The organism is Bradyrhizobium sp. CCBAU 45389, from assembly GCF_028128625.1.
Lineage (GTDB): Bacteria > Pseudomonadota > Alphaproteobacteria > Rhizobiales > Xanthobacteraceae > Bradyrhizobium > Bradyrhizobium liaoningense_B.
Genome location: NZ_LBIY01000080.1, coordinates 78828 through 94300, shown reverse-complemented (window position 1 = coordinate 94300; position 15473 = coordinate 78828). Strand labels below are relative to the sequence as shown.

16 protein-coding genes are annotated in these 15473 nt (G+C 64.5%); 8 read left to right on the top strand and 8 right to left on the bottom strand.

Going from position 1 to position 15473, the window contains the following annotated elements; genetic code table 11:
• Window positions 1–7: 7 nt before the first annotated feature.
• From XH79_RS12260 to XH79_RS12250, 3 genes are all read left to right on the top strand, one after another.
• Window positions 8–1012, top strand: a complete 1005-nt coding sequence (locus XH79_RS12260; RefSeq protein ID WP_271581830.1) for an ABC transporter substrate-binding protein — start codon at window positions 8–10, stop codon at window positions 1010–1012.
• 132 nt (window positions 1013–1144) lie between these two features.
• On the top strand, window positions 1145–1918 hold the full coding sequence (locus XH79_RS12255) for an ABC transporter ATP-binding protein (protein WP_271581829.1): 774 nt from the start codon (window positions 1145–1147) through the stop codon (window positions 1916–1918).
• Window positions 1911–2723, top strand: a complete 813-nt coding sequence (locus XH79_RS12250) for an ABC transporter permease (RefSeq protein WP_271581828.1) — start codon at window positions 1911–1913, stop codon at window positions 2721–2723. Before XH79_RS12255 ends, XH79_RS12250 begins: the two co-directional genes overlap by 8 nt.
• Before the next feature lie 108 nt (window positions 2724–2831).
• Here XH79_RS12250 and gtdA read toward each other — a convergent pair whose 3' ends face one another.
• Window positions 2832–3872 (bottom strand): gentisate 1,2-dioxygenase, encoded by a 1041-nt coding sequence (gtdA, locus tag XH79_RS12245; protein ID WP_212345655.1) that lies wholly within the window; start codon window positions 3870–3872, stop codon window positions 2832–2834.
• Between the two features lie 189 nt (window positions 3873–4061).
• Here gtdA and maiA point away from each other — a divergent pair, with 189 nt between their 5' ends.
• Together maiA and XH79_RS12235 are read left to right on the top strand one after the other, a co-directional pair.
• Window positions 4062–4694 (top strand): maleylacetoacetate isomerase, encoded by a 633-nt coding sequence (maiA, locus tag XH79_RS12240; RefSeq protein ID WP_271581827.1) that lies wholly within the window; start codon window positions 4062–4064, stop codon window positions 4692–4694.
• Window positions 4684–5196, top strand: coding sequence for a MarR family winged helix-turn-helix transcriptional regulator (locus XH79_RS12235; protein WP_212345651.1), 513 nt, complete (start codon window positions 4684–4686; stop codon window positions 5194–5196). Before maiA ends, XH79_RS12235 begins: the two co-directional genes overlap by 11 nt.
• Before the next feature lie 187 nt (window positions 5197–5383).
• On the opposite strand, the gene XH79_RS12230 is transcribed toward XH79_RS12235, so the two are convergent.
• The 5 genes from XH79_RS12230 to XH79_RS12210 form a co-directional block, all read right to left on the bottom strand.
• Window positions 5384–6997 carry a benzoate-CoA ligase family protein gene (locus tag XH79_RS12230; protein WP_271581826.1) on the bottom strand — a complete coding sequence of 538 codons (1614 nt, stop codon included), beginning with the start codon at window positions 6995–6997 and terminating at the stop codon, window positions 5384–5386.
• Window positions 6994–8160, bottom strand: a complete 1167-nt coding sequence (locus XH79_RS12225) for an FAD-dependent monooxygenase (protein WP_212345647.1) — start codon at window positions 8158–8160, stop codon at window positions 6994–6996. The genes XH79_RS12230 and XH79_RS12225 overlap by 4 nt, the downstream gene beginning before the upstream one ends.
• Before the next feature lie 188 nt (window positions 8161–8348).
• A complete protein-coding gene (locus XH79_RS12220) occupies window positions 8349–8564 on the bottom strand; it encodes a hypothetical protein (RefSeq protein WP_271581825.1) in 216 nt (71 codons plus the stop codon).
• 130 nt (window positions 8565–8694) lie between these two features.
• Entirely contained in the window at window positions 8695–9510 is an 816-nt protein-coding gene (locus XH79_RS12215; RefSeq protein WP_271581824.1) for a hypothetical protein, read from the bottom strand.
• Window positions 9511–9658: 148 nt separating this feature from the next.
• Window positions 9659–10666 (bottom strand): NADP-dependent oxidoreductase, encoded by a 1008-nt coding sequence (locus tag XH79_RS12210; protein WP_212345643.1) that lies wholly within the window; start codon window positions 10664–10666, stop codon window positions 9659–9661.
• Window positions 10667–10879: 213 nt separating this feature from the next.
• Here XH79_RS12210 and XH79_RS12205 point away from each other — a divergent pair, with 213 nt between their 5' ends.
• Together XH79_RS12205 and XH79_RS12200 are read left to right on the top strand one after the other, a co-directional pair.
• On the top strand, window positions 10880–12175 hold the full coding sequence (locus XH79_RS12205) for a dicarboxylate/amino acid:cation symporter (protein WP_212345641.1): 1296 nt from the start codon (window positions 10880–10882) through the stop codon (window positions 12173–12175).
• Window positions 12176–12187: 12 nt separating this feature from the next.
• Entirely contained in the window at window positions 12188–13105 is a 918-nt protein-coding gene (locus XH79_RS12200) for an amino acid ABC transporter substrate-binding protein (RefSeq protein WP_271581823.1), read from the top strand.
• A 188-nt stretch (window positions 13106–13293) separates the two neighbouring features.
• Here XH79_RS12200 and XH79_RS12195 read toward each other — a convergent pair whose 3' ends face one another.
• Window positions 13294–14094 (bottom strand): ATP-grasp domain-containing protein, encoded by an 801-nt coding sequence (locus tag XH79_RS12195; protein ID WP_271581822.1) that lies wholly within the window; start codon window positions 14092–14094, stop codon window positions 13294–13296.
• A gap of 234 nt (window positions 14095–14328) precedes the next feature.
• Complete coding sequence (locus XH79_RS12190; protein ID WP_156528319.1) at window positions 14329–14481, bottom strand: hypothetical protein; 153 nt, start codon at window positions 14479–14481, stop codon at window positions 14329–14331.
• On the opposite strand from XH79_RS12190, the gene XH79_RS12185 reads away from it, so the two are divergent.
• Complete coding sequence (locus XH79_RS12185) at window positions 14480–15253, top strand: ferredoxin--NADP reductase (RefSeq protein ID WP_212345633.1); 774 nt, start codon at window positions 14480–14482, stop codon at window positions 15251–15253. The two genes, XH79_RS12190 and XH79_RS12185, sit on opposite strands and share 2 nt — an antisense overlap.
• Window positions 15254–15473: the final 220 nt, after the last annotated feature.

Below are 15473 nucleotides of genomic sequence, written 5' to 3'. Positions count from 1 at the left end.
AAACGGGATGATCGGAATTGCACGGCTCGCAGCTGCCGGCCTGTTGGCGATCATGGCGATGGGCACGGCGCGGGCCGAGGACGCGCTGAAGGCCAAGGTCGGCGTGCTCCGCCTGTCCTCTTCCGCGCCGGTCTTCATCGCGCAGGACAAGGGCTATTTTCGCGAGGCCGGTCTCGACGTCGAGCTGAAGTTCTTCGATGCGGCGCAGCCGATCGCGGTCGCCACCACCTCGGGCGACGTCGATTTCGGCGTCACCGCCTTCACCGCCGGTCTCTACAATCTCGCCGGCAAGGGCACGCTGAAGGTGATCGGCGGCATGAGCCGCGAGAAAGCAGGCTATCCCCTGATCGGCTATTTCGCCAGCAACAATGCCTATGCTGCCGGTCTGAAAACGCCGAAGGACCTCGCGGGCAAGCGCGTGGCGATGACGCAGGTCGGATCAAGCTTTCACTATTCGCTCGGCCTGCTCGCCGACAAATATGGCTTCAAGCTCGCGGACGTGAAGATCGTGCCGCTGCAATCGCTGTCGAATGCAGCAGCTGCGCTGAAGGGCGAGACCGTCGATGCCGCGCTTCTCCCCATCTCCACCGCGCGAAAGTTGATGGACGAGGGCGGCGCGAAGTTTCTGGGTTGGGTCGGCGACGAGACGCCGTGGCAGCTCGGCGCAGTGTTCGCCTCGCCGAAGACGCTGACCAACAAGGCGCTGGTGACGAAATTCATCGGCGTGCTCGCAAAAGCCGACCGCGAATATCACGACGTCATCCTCGCCGCGATGAAGGACGGCGTCGCCCCGATCAACGAGCAGACAAAACCGCTGCTGGAGATCATCGCCAAATACACCAACCTGCCGGTCGAGCAGGTGGTCGGCAACTGCGCCTATATCGATCCCGACGGCAAGCTCGACGTGAAGAACGTCGACAACCAGATCAAATGGCTGCAGGAGCAGGGTTTTGCCGACAAGGGCTTTGATGCGGATGCGATCATCGCCAAGGATTATGTGAAGGCGGACTGATGTGTCCGTCATTCCGGGGCGATGCGAAGCATCGAACTATGGTGCGCACTTGCGCACCTGAGAATCTCGAGGTTCCGGGTCTGATCCTTCGGATCATCCCGGAACGACGGAGAACAGGATAGACGAGACAGAATGGACCTGATCGCCAGCCACATCACCCATCGCTTCGGCGATCTCGCCGTGCTCGACGACGTCTCCTTCACCGTCAGCGCGGGCGAGGTGGTGGCGATCGTGGGACCCTCCGGTTGCGGCAAGAGCACGCTGCTGTCCATACTGGGTGGCCTGCTGCAGCCGACCTCGGGCGCGCCCGAGCTGCGTGGCGCGCCGCCCGCGGACAGTCTCAATCCGCTGACCTTCGTGTTCCAGGATTTTGCGCTGCTGCCCTGGGCGACGGTGGAGGAGAATGTCGAATTCCCGCTGCTGCATACCCAGCTTTCGGCTGCGCCGCGCCGCGCGCTGGTCGACGACGCCTTGCGCCGCACGGGCCTGACCGACTTTCGCCAGACCTATCCAAAGCAGCTCTCCGGCGGCATGCGCCAGCGCGTCGGCATTTCGCGCGCGCTTGCGGTCAAGCCTGCGATCCTGCTGATGGACGAGCCGCTGTCGGCGCTGGATTCGCAGACGCGCGAGCTGCTGATGGAAGACTTCGTCCGCCTGCTTGCCGATGGCGGCATGGGCGCGGTCTATGTCACCCACAATCTCGAGGAGGCCGCTCGGCTCGCCGATCGCATCGTGGTGCTGTCGCGCCGGCCGGGGCGCATTCGCGAGGTCGTGACCGTGCCGATGACGCGCGCCGCGCGCGGCGAGGCGGCGGCGCGTGAAAAGCTGCTGGCGCTGCAGAACCAGATCTGGTCGCTGATCCGCAACGAGGCGATCGATGCCGAGCGCGAGGTCCAGCATGCTTGATCGCGCACCGGCGCAAGACGAGACGACCCGGCGCGTCCGCTTTCGCGGCGCCGGCTTCGTGCCCGCCTCGAGCCGCTTCGGCGGCTGGATCGCGCTCGCCCTGGTCATCGCGATCTGGCAGGCCGCCGGCAGCGCCGGCCTCGTCAATGCGCTGTTCCTGCCGACGCCATCTGCGATCGCCCGGGCGATCTACCAGCTCGCGATCTCGGGCGCGCTCTGGCAGCACCTGTCCGCTTCGCTCTTGCGTATCGGTGTCGGCTGGGTACTCGGGACCGCGGCCGGCGTTGCCGTCGGCTTCGCCATCGGCCTGTCGCGGCTGGCGCGCAGCGTCGGCATCACCTTCATCTCGGCGCTGTTCCCGATCCCGAAGATCGCGCTGCTGCCGCTCTTGATCCTCTGGCTCGGGATCGGCGAAGAGCCGAAGATCGCGACCATTGCGCTCGGTGTGTTCTTCTCGACCGCGATCTCGGTCTATAGCGGCGTCGATGCGGTGCCGCGCAATCTCATCCGCATGGCGCAGAGCTTCAACGTCCCCTTCGCCACCATCGTGCGCAAGGTGATCTGGCCCGGCGCGCTGCCCGCGATCCTCGCCGGCTTCCGCATCACTGCGTCGGTCGCACTGCTGCTCGTCGTCAGTGCCGAGATGATCGGCGCGCAATACGGCATTGGCGCCTTTGTGCTGCAGGCCGGCAATCTGATGCAGACGGATCAGCTGCTCGCGGGCGTGGTGATCCTGTCGGTGTTTGGGCTGGCGGTAGGCAAGGTGATCGGCTGGCTGGAGACGCGGCTCTTGCACTGGCGGTAGCCAAGTTCACCGCTGCTGTAGGGTGGGCAAAGCGAAGCGTGCCCACGATTTAGAAGACGTGGGCACGGCGCAAGTGCGCCTTTGCCCACCCTACGACACTGGCGCGCCTCACGCGTTCCCGCGATCCTCGCGGAACAGATCCAGCTTCTGCTGCACCGGCCGATCCGAGAAGCTGAACAGCACGGCGTCCTCCTCCGCCTCGTGGGTGACCCAGTGCCAGCTCGGCACCACGAACAGATCGCGCGGGCCCCATTCGAACACGGCATCGCCGATGCGGCTGCGACCCTTGCCTTCGATCGGGCAGAACACGGTGGCATCGGTCGAACGATAGCGCGCGGTCTTAAAACCCTTCGGCAGCAGCTGGATGAAGGTGCCGATGGTTGGCATGGCGAAATCGCCGGTCTCGGGGTTGCTGAACTTCAGCTTCAGCCCGTGGCAGGCGTCCCATTCCTGGCTCGTCCTGGCCTTCTCCAGCGCGTCGCGGGTATAGGCATAGGGATAGCTGAAGATCGGCGAGGTCTTCGAGCTCCGCTTCACGTCGACCGGCAGCAGGTTATGGCCGTAGCGCGCAAAACTGTCGCCGGCCGGCTTGGTGATCTTCTGCTGGTCCTCCTTGGAGCCTTCCGCGAAGGAGCAATCGAAGAACTGGACCAGGGGGATGTCGAGGCCGTCGAGCCAGAACATCGGCTGATCGGTCTCGTTGGAATGATCGTGCCAGGTCATCGACGGCGTGATGATGAAGTCCCCTCGCTCCATCGCGGTGCGCTCGCCGTCGACCGCCGTGTGCGCGCCCTTGCCTTCGAGCACGAAGCGCAGCGCCGACTGGCTGTGGCGGTGCGCGGGCGCGACGTCGCCGGGCACCACCATCTGCACGCCGGCATAGAGCGAGGTCGTGATCTTGGACTGCCCGCGCAGGCCGGGGTTCTCCAGCACCAGCACGCGCCGCTCGGCTTCCTTGGCCGTAATCAGCTTGCCGGCCTCGGTCATGTAATCGCGGATGACGTCGAACTTCCACAAGTGCGGCCGGCAGGCGCTCTTCGGCTCCGGCGTGATCAGGTCGCTCATCACCGTCCACAGCGCGGTGAGATTTTCGCCGTCGATCTTCTTGTAAAACGCCTCGCGTTCCGGCGTCTTGGTCACGGCTTCCATGGCGCGGCTCCCGTCGTCGTTCTCGTTGAGATTGACAGCATACTGACAATCTTTGTAGCGTCAATCTTGAACGTCTCTGATAGGTCGTCATTCCGGGGCGATGCAAAGCATCGAACCCGGAATCTCGAGATTCCGGGTTCGGCTCTTCGAGCCGCCCCGGAATGACAGAAAATATGAGGGAGGGTTCCGATGAAGCTGCACGGCTATTTCCGCTCCAGTGCCGCCTACCGCGTGCGGATAGCGCTGAACCTCAAGGGCCTCGGTGCCGAGCACCTGCCGCATCATTTGCGCAAGGGCGAGCAATGCGCGCCCGCTTATCTTGCCATAAACCCGCAAGGGTTAGTGCCCGCGCTGGAGGACGATGCAGGCGCAGTGCTGACCCAATCGGTCGCGATCATCGAATGGCTGGACGAAACCCATCCCAATCCGCCGCTGCTGCCCAAGGATCCGCTGCGCCGCGCCAAGGTGCGGGCGTTCGCGCTGGCGATCGCTTGCGATACCCATCCGGTGCAGAACCTGAAAGTGCTGGCGCGACTGCGCGAGCTCGGCCTCGCCGAGGAGAAGGTCCAGGACTGGGCCGCCTGGGTCAACCGCGAGGGCCTGTCGGCCTGCGAAACGCTGATCAAGGGCGAAGCGGGGCCGTTCTGCTTCGGCGATGCGCCGACGCTGGCCGACCTCTGTCTGGTGCCGCAGCTCGCGAACGCGCGCCGCTTCGGCGTCGACGTCTCGGCCTATCCGCGCCTGCTGAATGCCGAGGCCGCGGCCAAGGCGCTGCCGGCCTTCGCCAATGCCGCGCCGGAGAAGCAGCCCGATGCCGAGTAAGCCTTCCACTCCGATCACGATCGACGCGGTCTATGACGCACCGGGCTATCTGTTCCGGCGCATGCAGCAGATCGCGGTCTCGATCTTCATGGAGGAGTGCAAGGCGTTCGACCTCACGCCGGTGCAATATGCCGCGCTGATCGCGATCCACACCCATCCCGGCATCGACGCGACCCGGCTGTCAGCGGTGATCGCCTTCGACCGCTCCACGCTCGGCAGCGTGATCGAGCGTCTCCAGGCCAAGGATTATATCGAACGCAAGCCGGCGCCTGAGGACAAGCGGATCAAGCTGCTCTATCTGACCAAGTCGGGCGCGGCGATCCTGCGCGAGATCATCCCCGCCGTCGAGCGCGCCCAGGCGCGCATGCTGGAGCCGCTCAAGCCCGCCGATCGCAAGGCGCTGATGGGGCTTCTGGAGCAACTGGTCGACCTCAACAACGAAGCCTCCCGGGTGCCGCTGCGGGCCGAGGACGCGCTGGAGCATCTGGGCAAGGGCGGGTGAGGGGGCGCCCCGGCGAGCCCAGCGCGCGATCTCGTAGGGTGGGCAAAGGCGCTCTTGCGCCGTGCCCACCACCTGTCTCCAACGGACAACAAGTCGTGGGCACGCTTCCGCCTTCGCTCTTCGAGCTACGACGGACAAGTCGCTTTGCCCACCCTACGATTGCGGTGCGCGGAACTCCGTCCTCGCCTCACATCCGCAACAGCGCCTGCCGATCGATCTTTCCCGTTCCCGTCTTCGGCAGCTCGTCGATAAAAATCACCTCGCGCGGATATTTGTAGGGCAGCAGCTTGCTCTTCACATAATCCTGCAGCTTCCGCGTCGCCTCGCCCTGATCGGCCGCGCGGTTGTTCATCACCACCACCGCCTTCAGCGTCATGCGCCGGTCCGGCAGCTCGGCCGCGAACACCGCGCATTCGCGGATATCGGGGTGGTCGGCGAGGCACAGCTCGACCTCGAGCGGATAGACCCACTGGCCGGAGATCTTGATGAGATCATCGGCGCGGCCGCGGAAGAAGTGGAAACCGTCGGCATCGCGGACGAAGCGGTCGCCGGTGTAGATCCAGCCGCCCTCGCGGATGGTCTCGGCGGATTTGTCCGGCCGGTTCCAGTACAGCGGCGTGTTGGAATCGCCGCGCACCCACAGAATCCCTTCCTCGTTGTCGCCGACGTCGCGCCCGTCCTTGTCGCGCAGCGCGACCTCGTAGCCGGGCACGCGCAAGCCCGCGGCGCCGAGCTTCTTCTGCTCGGGCCGGTTGGAGAGATAGATGTGCAGGACCTCGGTCGAGCCGAGGCCTTCGACGATCTCGAGCCCCGTGAGCGTCTTCCAGCCGTTGAAGACCTCTGCCGAGAGCACTTCGGCGGCGGAGAGCGCCATGCGCAGCGACGAGAAATTCGTCTTCTCTGCGCCCTCGGCCTTGGTCAGCGAGGTATAGAGAGTCGGCAGGCCGAAGAAGACCGTCGGTCTGTACTGCTCGATTGCCGCGAAGATCGCCGCCGGCTTCGGCTGGCCCGGCAGCAGCAGCGTCGCCGCGCCCGCCGAGAACGGGAAGGTGACGGAATTGCCAAAACCGTAGGCGAAGAAGATCTTCGGCACCGAGAAGCAGATGTCATCCGGCGTCAGCTTCAGCACATTCCGCGCAAAGGCGACATCGCTATAGGCCATGTCGTGCTGGAGATGCACGATGCCCTTGGGCCGGCCCGTCGAGCCGGAGGAGTACATCCAGAACGCCATCTCGTTGCGATCGGTGTCCGCTTCGGCGAGCTCGGTCGGGAATTGCGCGAGCCAGCCTGCCGCCGCGACCGCGGTAGGCGCGGCGTGCTCGCCGACCTCGCCATTGACGACGATCAGTGTCTGCAGCTTCGTCTCCTGGCACGCCTCGGCATTGAAGCGTGCGCAGAACTCGGCATCGGCGACCGCAACGGCCGCGCCGGAATCGGCGAGATAGAACTGCAGGAGGTCCGGCGGCGTCAGCGTGTTGATCAGCAGCGGCACGAAGCCGGCGCGCACCGCGCCGAAGAAGGCGGCGGGATAAGCCGGTGTGTCGTCGAGGAACAGCAGCACGCGGTCGCCGCGCGTCAGGCCGAGCGAGGCAAAACCGTTGCCCCAGCGGCAGGCCTCAGCACAGAGCTCGGCATAGGTGCGCGTGCCCGCGGGGCCAATGAGGGCGAGCTTGTCGCCGCAGCCTTTGCCGAGATTGTCGAACAGCACGCGGCTGGCGTTATAGGCCTGCGGAACGGCAAAGCCGATCTCGCGCGTGCCCGCGCTGTCGGCGGGCACCTTGTCGCGGATCTCGTTGCTCATGCGGTCGCCTCGCTGGCCGCATCCCCGCCGTCGCCTGCGCCATTCCTGGCGGCCTCGTAACGCGCCATGAAGGCCGGCGACATGTGGCGCAGGCGTGCATCGTCGATGCGCCCGGAGCGGGTGATGTAGCTGTAGGCGAAATCCATCAGGTCAAGCTGCATGTGCTGGGCGAAGTGCTCGTACCAGAAGGCGCTGGTGCGGGCCGCGTTGACGAGCTTCTGTACCACCGGCTTGCGCTCGGCCTGGTAGCGCTGCAGCGCGGTGGTCAGATGCGCATCGGATTCCAGCGCCTTGACCAGCGCGATCGCGTCCTCGATCGCGAGCCGCGTGCCCGAGCCGATCGAGAAATGGGCCGAGTGCAGCGCGTCGCCGATCAGCACCATGTTCTTGAACGACCAGTGCTCGTTCCAGACCCAGGGGAAATTGCGCCAGACCGATTTGTTGGAGACGAGGCAATGGCCGCCAAGCGTGTCGGCAAACACCTCCTCGCACACGCCCTTGGACTGCTCGACGTCCTTGTAGGCGAAGCCATAGGCCTGCCAGGTCGCGTAATCGCATTCGACCAGGAAGGTGCTCATGGTCGGCGAATAGCGGTAGTGATGCGCGTTGAAGGCGCCGCGATCGGTCTTCACGAAGGTCTGCGACAGCGTGTCGAAGCGTTTTGACGTCCCATACCAGACGAACTTGTTGGAGGAGTAGGACAACGAGGTGCCGAAATCGCCCTCATAGGCGCGGCGCACCAGCGAGTTCAGCCCGTCGGCGGCAACGATCAGGTCGTGGCCGTTGAGCTGGTCGACGCCGTGAACCGGCGTGTCGAAGCGCGGGGTGACGCCGGCATCGAGCGCGCGCTGCTGCAGGAACCTCAAGAGCTCGAGCCGCCCGATCGAGGAGAAGCCGACGCCGTCGATGGCGATGCTGTCGCCGCCGAGGTTCAGCGTGATGTTCTCCCAGCGCTCCATATGCGGCGCGATCCCGTCGACCGTTTCGGGGTCGTCGGCGCGCAGGAACTCCAGGGCCTGGTCGGAGAACACGACGCCAAAGCCCCAGGTCGCGTCGGCCGGGTTCTGTTCGAACAGGTCGACTTGATCCTCGGGGTGACGCTTCTTCCAGAGATAGGCGAAGTAGAGCCCGCCGGGCCCCCCGCCAATCACGGCGATCCGCAACGTCTGCCTCCCTAATTGACAGTATACTTACTATCTAGGGGTAGACTAATGTGCTCCGACGTCCGGCGCCAGCGGAATTATCGGCAAGGCCGGCACGCCGAAGCTCGCTTTCGGACCCACGCTTTGCGCGTGTCCAAAATCCTCATTCGCGAACATAGCCAAACCGCGCCGGATTGACCACCCGGGGGTCAGACGCAGCGTTTTACGTAGACGCCGTTCACCAGCACCCTGGTACACCGGACCACGGGAACCGGCTTGCGGACGACGACGGCCGCGTTCGGCCCGGCGCAACCGGCGCGATAGACGCCGCGGGCGCACACCACCGCTTTGGCGTCGGTGGCCTCGAACGTCATGGTCGCGGCGAAGGCGAGCAGCGCGGAAGCGATCAGCAGCAACGAACGCATGTCTTTCTCCCGGTCTTGTCGTGATTGAAATCGGATGTTTGCAAATGGTTTGTCGCCGCAGCCGCGCGAAAATTCATTCGCGCGACGCTCCGTGATGATCACGCGCCTTGGCACGTGATCATGCCCTGCCTCAACGTGCGGCGAACGGGGCGAGCACGTCCTTGCACGCCGGCGACAGTGAGGCGGCGTTGTTGGAAATGCACTGGATGATGCGGCCGCCGCCGGGCGCGACGCCGGCGCAGAGCGTGCGGATGTCGGCGCCGCAGGCCGACCGGACGATGAACAGTTCTTCGCGCGGGAGCAATGGGCGCAGCACGATCACGGCCGGTGCCGCGGCAGGCGTCGCCGCTGCAGCCGGTGCTGCACCGGCAGCGGGCGCGGCCGCCGCCGTACCGCCGCCCGAAGCCGCATTCACGGCCTTGGCGCAGCCCGCCGACACCTTCGCCTTGTTCTTCTCCAGACATTCGAGCGCCGGCGCGCCGCCCGGCGGCACGCCGGCGCAGACCTTGGGATAGTCGCCGCGGCAGGCGCTCTTGATCGCGGACACCTGCGCGCTGCTCGGCTGCTTTGGCGCTGCCGCTTTCGGGGCGGCTGCCGCTGCCGGTTTGACCGCGGGCTCGGCGGCGGGCGCGGCTTCCGTCTTTGCAGGTTCGGATTTGGCAGGCGCCGCTTCGGTCTTCGGCGCGGCTGCCGGCTCGACAGCGCGAACCGCGGCCTGGCATCCCGACGACAGGCTGGACATGTTCTTGGCAAGGCATTGAAACGCTTCAACGCCGCCGGGCGTCACGCTCGAGCAATGCGCCATGAAGTCCGAGCGGCATGCGGAGCGGATGGCGCTCTTCTGGGCCTCGGTCGGCGCCTGCGCGAATGCGCCTGTTGCAGTTGCGAAGAGAGTTGCGGCAAGCAACGCGGTGCGCGTTGAGGCATGTTTCAACGTGTTGAACATCTGAGTGAATTCCTGCCCTGTCGGTCATGCCGACAATTTTCAAAAAGGTATGCAAGCGCAATCGTCGCGAGTGATGCCTCGCGAGCGGCATCTTTGGCCGCTTTGGCCTCTACCGCAAGTAGATAATGTCAGTGCAATTGCGACGTGACTAGGTCGTCAGCTTCACCATGCGCTTGCCGCGGTTCTCGCCCGCGAGCAATCCGATCAGCGCTTTCGGCGTGTTCTCGAGGCCATCGATGATGTCCTCCTGCACCTTCAGCTTGCCGGATTTCACCCAGGCCTGGAGATCGGCGAGTGCACGCTGGCTGTCCTTCATGTAGTCCATCACGATGAAGCCCTGCATCACCAGCCGCTTCACCACGATCAGCCCGGGCACGCCGCGCGGGCCGTGCGCGGAGGGGGCGCCGTCATATTGCGAGATCGCACCGCAGCAGGCGATGCGGCCGTAATTGTTCATTTGCGGCAGGCATGCTTCCAGAATGTCGCCGCCGACATTGTCGAAATAGACGTCGATTCCCTTCGGCGCAGCCGCGCGCAGCGCCTTGAACACCGCGCCGTCCTTGTAGTCGACGGCGGCATCGAAGCCGAGCTCGGAGGTCAGCCAGTGGCACTTGTCGGCACCGCCGGCGATGCCGATGACGCGACATCCCTTGATCTTGGCGATCTGTCCGACGATCGAGCCGACCGATCCCGCGGCTGCCGAGACCACAACCGTCTCGCTCTCCTTGGGCTTGCCGACCTCCAGCAGGCCGAAATAGGCGGTGAGGCCGGCGATGCCGAACACGCTGAGCAGATGCGTCATCGGCTCGAGCTTCGGCATCTTGGTCAGATGCTTCGCCGGCACCGCGGCATATTCCTGCCAGCCGGTGTCGCCGAACACGATGTCGCCTGCCGCAAGCCCCATTGCCTTTGAGCTCACGACCTCGGCGATGGCGCCGCCGGCCATCACGCTGTTGGCTTCGACGGCCGAACGATAGGTCGCGCCGTGCATCCAGGCCCGGTTGGCGGCGTCGAGCGAGATGTATCGCACGCGCAGCAAGGCCTCGCCGTCCTTCGGCTCCGGCATCGCGCCCTCGATCATCTTGAAATGTTCAGGACCGAGTTTGCCGCTGGGCTTCTCCACCAGCAGAATCTGGCGATTGGTGTTGCCGCTCATGGCGTTTCCCTCTTCATTTGTTTGACGATTATTGATGCAGCCGCCGCAAAGAAAACGTGCAAGCCGCATTCGTTGTGCGCTGCATGAAGGCTAGATCGCGGAGGGTCGTTTCACAACGGGAACATCCGGCCAACGCGATCGCTCGCCAAGCGTGTTGCGTGATCGTCATATCTGCGACATCATGAAGCGGCCGGTGTTAGTGGGGGTCGTTCAATGTCGAACAGGTTTACGCAATACATTCTGGCCGCGATGGTGCTGGGCATCGTCATGGGGGCGGCGATCTTCAACTTCCTGCCCGACACACGCGCCGAATGGGCCTCCTCCATCAACCTGATCGCCATGATGTTCCTGCGCCTGATCAAGATGATCATCGCGCCGTTGGTGTTCGCGACCCTCGTCGGCGGCATCGCGCATATGGGAAGCGGTTCGCGGCTCGGGCGCATCTTCGCCAAGACCATGGGCTGGTTCGTCAGCGCCTCCTTCGTGTCGCTGCTGCTCGGTCTCGTCATGGTCAACCTGCTTCAGCCCGGCGCGAACTTCCCCGGCACGCTGCCGCAGGCGGGACAATCGACCGGCCTGCCGGTCTCGGCCTTCTCCATCGAGAAATTCCTGACCCATCTGATCCCGACCTCGATCGCGGACGCGATGGCGCAGAACGAGATCCTCCAGATCGTGATCTTCGCCGTGTTCTTCTCGGTGGCGATGGGCTCGATGCCCGAGCGGTCGAAGCCGATCCTGGCGATGATCGACGACGTCGCCCACATCATGCTCAAGGTGACGAGCTACGTGATGCTATTCGCGCCGCTCGCGGTGTGGGCCGCCATCACCGCCACCGTCGCCAAGAACGGCCTTGGCGTGCTGTGGAAGCTCGTCGTCTTCATGGGCGGTTTCTATCTCGCGCTCGCGATCCTCTGGGTCATCCTGATGGTCGTCGGCTTCCTCGTGATCGGGCCGCGCTACAGCCATCTTCTGAAGCTGATCCGCGAACCGCTGATGATCGCGTTCTCGACCGCGAGCTCGGAAGCGGCCTATCCGAAGACGCTGGAGGGCTTGACCAAGTTCGGCGCCTCGTCGCGGATCTCGAGCTTCGTGCTGCCGCTCGGCTACTCCTTCAATCTCGACGGCACGATGATGTACTGCACTTTCGCCAGCATCTTCATCGCGCAGACCTACCACATCGAGATGTCGCTCGCGACGCAGCTCGCGATGCTCGCGACCCTGATGATCACCTCGAAGGGCGTCGCCGGCGTGCCGCGCGCCTCCCTTGTCGTGATCGCCTCGACGCTGTCGCAGTTCGGCATCCCCGAGGCGGGCCTCCTGATGATCATGGGTATCGACACCTTCCTCGACATGGGGCGCAGCGCCACCAACGTGATCGGCAACTCGCTGGCGACCGCCGTGGTCGCGAAGTGGGAAGGCGAGCTCGGGCCCGAGCACGAGCTCGGACCGGGCGAGGTGGCGACGCCGGACATGGTGCCTGGCGAATTGCCCGCGATGGCCGGCCATTGACGGAGGTGCATCATGCGCCGCTCATGGGCGATATCGGGCAGCCTGTTGCTGGCAGCGTGTCTGCTGGCAACCGGGGCCTCAGCGCAGACCGGCAGCGAAGGGCTTAGCCCGACGCTGTCGGCCATCAAGAAAGCGCATACCGTGCGGCTGGGCTATCGCGAGAGCTCGCCGCCGTTCTCCTTCCTCGACCAGTCGGGTCGTCCGATCGGCTACAGCCTCGAACTGTGCGAGGCCATCGTCGAGGAGATCGGCGTCGAGGTCGACGATCCCAATCTCAAAATCGACTACGTCAAGGTCACCTCGGACGACCGCATCGACGCCGTGCTCCAGAACAAGATCGACCTGGAATGCGGCTCGACCACCGCCAATGCCGAGCGCGGCAAGCGCGTCGCCTTCTCGCCCCTGATGTTCGTCGCCGGCACCAAGCTGATGGTGCCGAAGGCGTCGAACGTCCAGTCGCTGACCGATCTGAAGGGCAAGTCCATCGTGGTGACGAAAGGCACCACCAACGAGCAGGCGATCCAGGCGGCGGACAAGAAGTTCTCGCTCGGCCTCAACATCATCACCTCGCCGGATCACGAGCAGTCGTATCAGATCCTCGTCGACGGCAAGGCCGATGCGTTCGCAACCGACGACATCCTGCTGTTCGGCCTGATCGCGCGCCACAAGTCGCAGAACAAGTTCCGCGTCACCGGCGACTATCTGTCCTACGATCCCTACGGCATCATGTTCAAGAGAGGCGAGCCGCAGCTGACGGCGGTGGTCGATCGTACCTTCCGCAAGCTCGGCTCCAATCAGGACCTCATCCCACTCTACAACAAATGGTTCATCGCACGGCTTCCGACCGGCGAACGTCTGAACGTGCCGATCTCCCTGCAGCTGGAGGAAGCGTTCAAGTCGATGGACGATTCGGCCAGTGCGAATAATTAGGGGCGCCTTTCTTACCCTCCCCTGGAGGGGGAGGGTCGATCGCGCGTAGCGCGAGCGGGGTGGGGTGATCTCTCCGCACGGGCACCGCTTCGGTGGAGAGACTTTCACCCCACCCCGTCTCGCATCGCTGACGCGCTGCGAGCCGACCCTCCCCCTCCAGGGGAGGGTGGGCACCTGCGTCGCGGCTGCTATCTTTCCCCAAACACCCGATCCAGTGCCGCGTCATACGCCGCCTGGACCAACTCCGGGTGCAGCTTCGCCAGCGCTTCCATCATCACGCCGGAGTTGATCTCGAGCACGCGCCAGGTGCCATCGACGCGGACCACGTCGATGGAGGCGAAGACGATGCCGATGGCGCGCGCGGCATCGGTCGCGAGCTTCACGCAAGCCGTGCGGACCTCGCCGTCCTCGATGAGCACCGGCTTGGCGCCTGCATCGAGATTGTGCCGCCAGTCCGAGCCACGCTGCTTGCTGTAGACGACGAGGGGCACGTCATCGAGCAGCACCACGCGGACCTCCTCCTCGATCGCGACATAGGGCGAGATCACGAGCCCCGCGCTCATCGAAAAGACCTCGCGGGCCGCGTGGTCGAGCTCCGCCGCCGCCGTCACCTTGAATACCGAGCGCCCCGATGTCCCCTCGTTCGGCTTCACCACGATGCCTTGCGGATTTTGCGCGAGCCGCGCCAGCATCGCTTCATGCCAGCCCGGGCCGGCGACGTGCACGCCCAGCCTCGGGTTGAGAAAGAGCTGATGCGGAATGCACGGCACATCCGCCAGCGTCAGCGCCTCGGCGGTCGCCGATTTGTCGTTGGCGAGGCGATGCGCAATCGCGCTGTTGAGGCCGATATCGTAGCCGAAGGCGAAGCGGCGCGTCTCGCCGAGGTGCATCGCGATCAGCCAGCCGCCGGCGCGGACATCGACCGCAATGCCGTGGCGGGCGCAGTAGCGCCTGATCGTCTGGACGAAGATCCGCTCGCTGCCAGCCATCTGCTTCAGTCACTCGTCAGTCGTTCCTGGCGCCAAAAGCCGCAAAAATGCGGGAATCGGCGCCATACCGGGATGAAAATCAGAGCTATTCTTAATGAAATTCTCGCGAGCGCGACGGAAATTAAGTGCTGCAATCGAGCCTCGAAGGGAAAAGAAATTGCCCTCTTCGCGCGCCCGGCAGCAGATTCATTAATGATGCGGCCAGTTCTGCCGCAAATGCCGGTTTGATCGGCATCAATTGCATCCGAAACGAGGTTGATTATTGGTCTCAATGGCGTAGATCACACACGCGAAATCCTCCGCCATGGCAATGGTGACCGCCCCGATTTCAGGGCCGGGCAACGCTTTTGCCCTAAAACCGCAAATATTCGGAATATCGAAAATCATGAGCGCGTTTTACCGAGAGAAGGTTCTTTCTGTCCACCACTGGACCGACACGCTGTTCAGCTTCCGCGCCACGCGCGATACCGGCTTCCGGTTCCAGAACGGCCAGTTCGCCATGATCGGCCTCGAGGTCGACGGCCGACCGCTGCTGCGCGCCTACAGCATGGCGAGCGCCAACCACGAGGAAGAGCTCGAGTTCTTCTCGATCAAGGTGCAGGACGGCCCGCTCACCTCACGCCTCCAGAAGATCAAGGAAGGCGACACCATCCTGGTCGGCCGCAAGGCGACCGGCACCCTGATCACCGACAATCTCATTCCCGGCAAGCGGCTGATGCTGCTCTCGACCGGCACCGGCCTTGCGCCCTTCGCCAGCCTGATCAAGGACCCTGAGGTCTACGAGCAGTTCGAGAGCATCGTGCTGGTGCATGGCTGCCGCCAGGTCTCCGAGCTCGCCTATGGCGAGAAGCTGGTCGCGACCCTGCGCGAGGACGAGCTGTTCGGCGAGCTGCTCGCGGACAAGCTCATCTACTATCCGACCGTGACCCGCGAGCCCTTCAGGAACCGCGGCCGCATCACCGACCTCATCAACTCCGAGCAGATCTTCAACGACATTGGCCAGGGCCCGCTCGACATCGCGACCGATCGCATCATGATGTGCGGCAGCCCGGCGATGCTCGAAGAGCTCAAGGTGATGTTCGAGGGCCGCGACTTCATCGAAGGGTCCGGCAACAAGCCCGGTCATTTCGTGATCGAGAAGGCCTTCGTCGAGCGCTAAGCGCTGCGGCTTGTTGTTTCGGTGTCGTCCTGGCCTGGTGCACAATTGCGCACGGGAGCCAGGACCCATACGCACCGAGCCAAGTTTGGCGAAGGCTGGTCGTTGCTAGTCTTCGCACAACCCCATTCAGGGGTAATGGGTCCTGGCTTCCGCCAGGACGGCCGGCGGTGGGTAAAGCACCTTGCCGGGCTATCTACCCTCCCATCCCCCCTCTGCTGCG

Coding starts and splice junctions, on each gene's coding strand:
- XH79_RS12260 (WP_271581830.1), top strand. CDS start 8: ATGATCGGAATTGCACGGCTCGCAGCTGCCGGCCTGTTGGCGATCATG.
- XH79_RS12255 (WP_271581829.1), top strand. CDS start 1,145: ATGGACCTGATCGCCAGCCACATCACCCATCGCTTCGGCGATCTCGCC.
- XH79_RS12250 (WP_271581828.1), top strand. CDS start 1,911: ATGCTTGATCGCGCACCGGCGCAAGACGAGACGACCCGGCGCGTCCGC.
- gtdA (WP_212345655.1), bottom strand. CDS start 3,872: ATGGAAGCCGTGACCAAGACGCCGGAACGCGAGGCGTTTTACAAGAAG.
- maiA (WP_271581827.1), top strand. CDS start 4,062: ATGAAGCTGCACGGCTATTTCCGCTCCAGTGCCGCCTACCGCGTGCGG.
- XH79_RS12235 (WP_212345651.1), top strand. CDS start 4,684: ATGCCGAGTAAGCCTTCCACTCCGATCACGATCGACGCGGTCTATGAC.
- XH79_RS12230 (WP_271581826.1), bottom strand. CDS start 6,997: ATGAGCAACGAGATCCGCGACAAGGTGCCCGCCGACAGCGCGGGCACG.
- XH79_RS12220 (WP_271581825.1), bottom strand. CDS start 8,564: ATGCGTTCGTTGCTGCTGATCGCTTCCGCGCTGCTCGCCTTCGCCGCG.
- XH79_RS12215 (WP_271581824.1), bottom strand. CDS start 9,510: ATGTTCAACACGTTGAAACATGCCTCAACGCGCACCGCGTTGCTTGCC.
- XH79_RS12210 (WP_212345643.1), bottom strand. CDS start 10,666: ATGAGCGGCAACACCAATCGCCAGATTCTGCTGGTGGAGAAGCCCAGC.
- XH79_RS12205 (WP_212345641.1), top strand. CDS start 10,880: ATGTCGAACAGGTTTACGCAATACATTCTGGCCGCGATGGTGCTGGGC.
- XH79_RS12200 (WP_271581823.1), top strand. CDS start 12,188: ATGCGCCGCTCATGGGCGATATCGGGCAGCCTGTTGCTGGCAGCGTGT.
- XH79_RS12195 (WP_271581822.1), bottom strand. CDS start 14,094: ATGGCTGGCAGCGAGCGGATCTTCGTCCAGACGATCAGGCGCTACTGC.
- XH79_RS12185 (WP_212345633.1), top strand. CDS start 14,480: ATGAGCGCGTTTTACCGAGAGAAGGTTCTTTCTGTCCACCACTGGACC.
- XH79_RS12190 (WP_156528319.1), bottom strand. CDS start 14,481: ATGATTTTCGATATTCCGAATATTTGCGGTTTTAGGGCAAAAGCGTTG.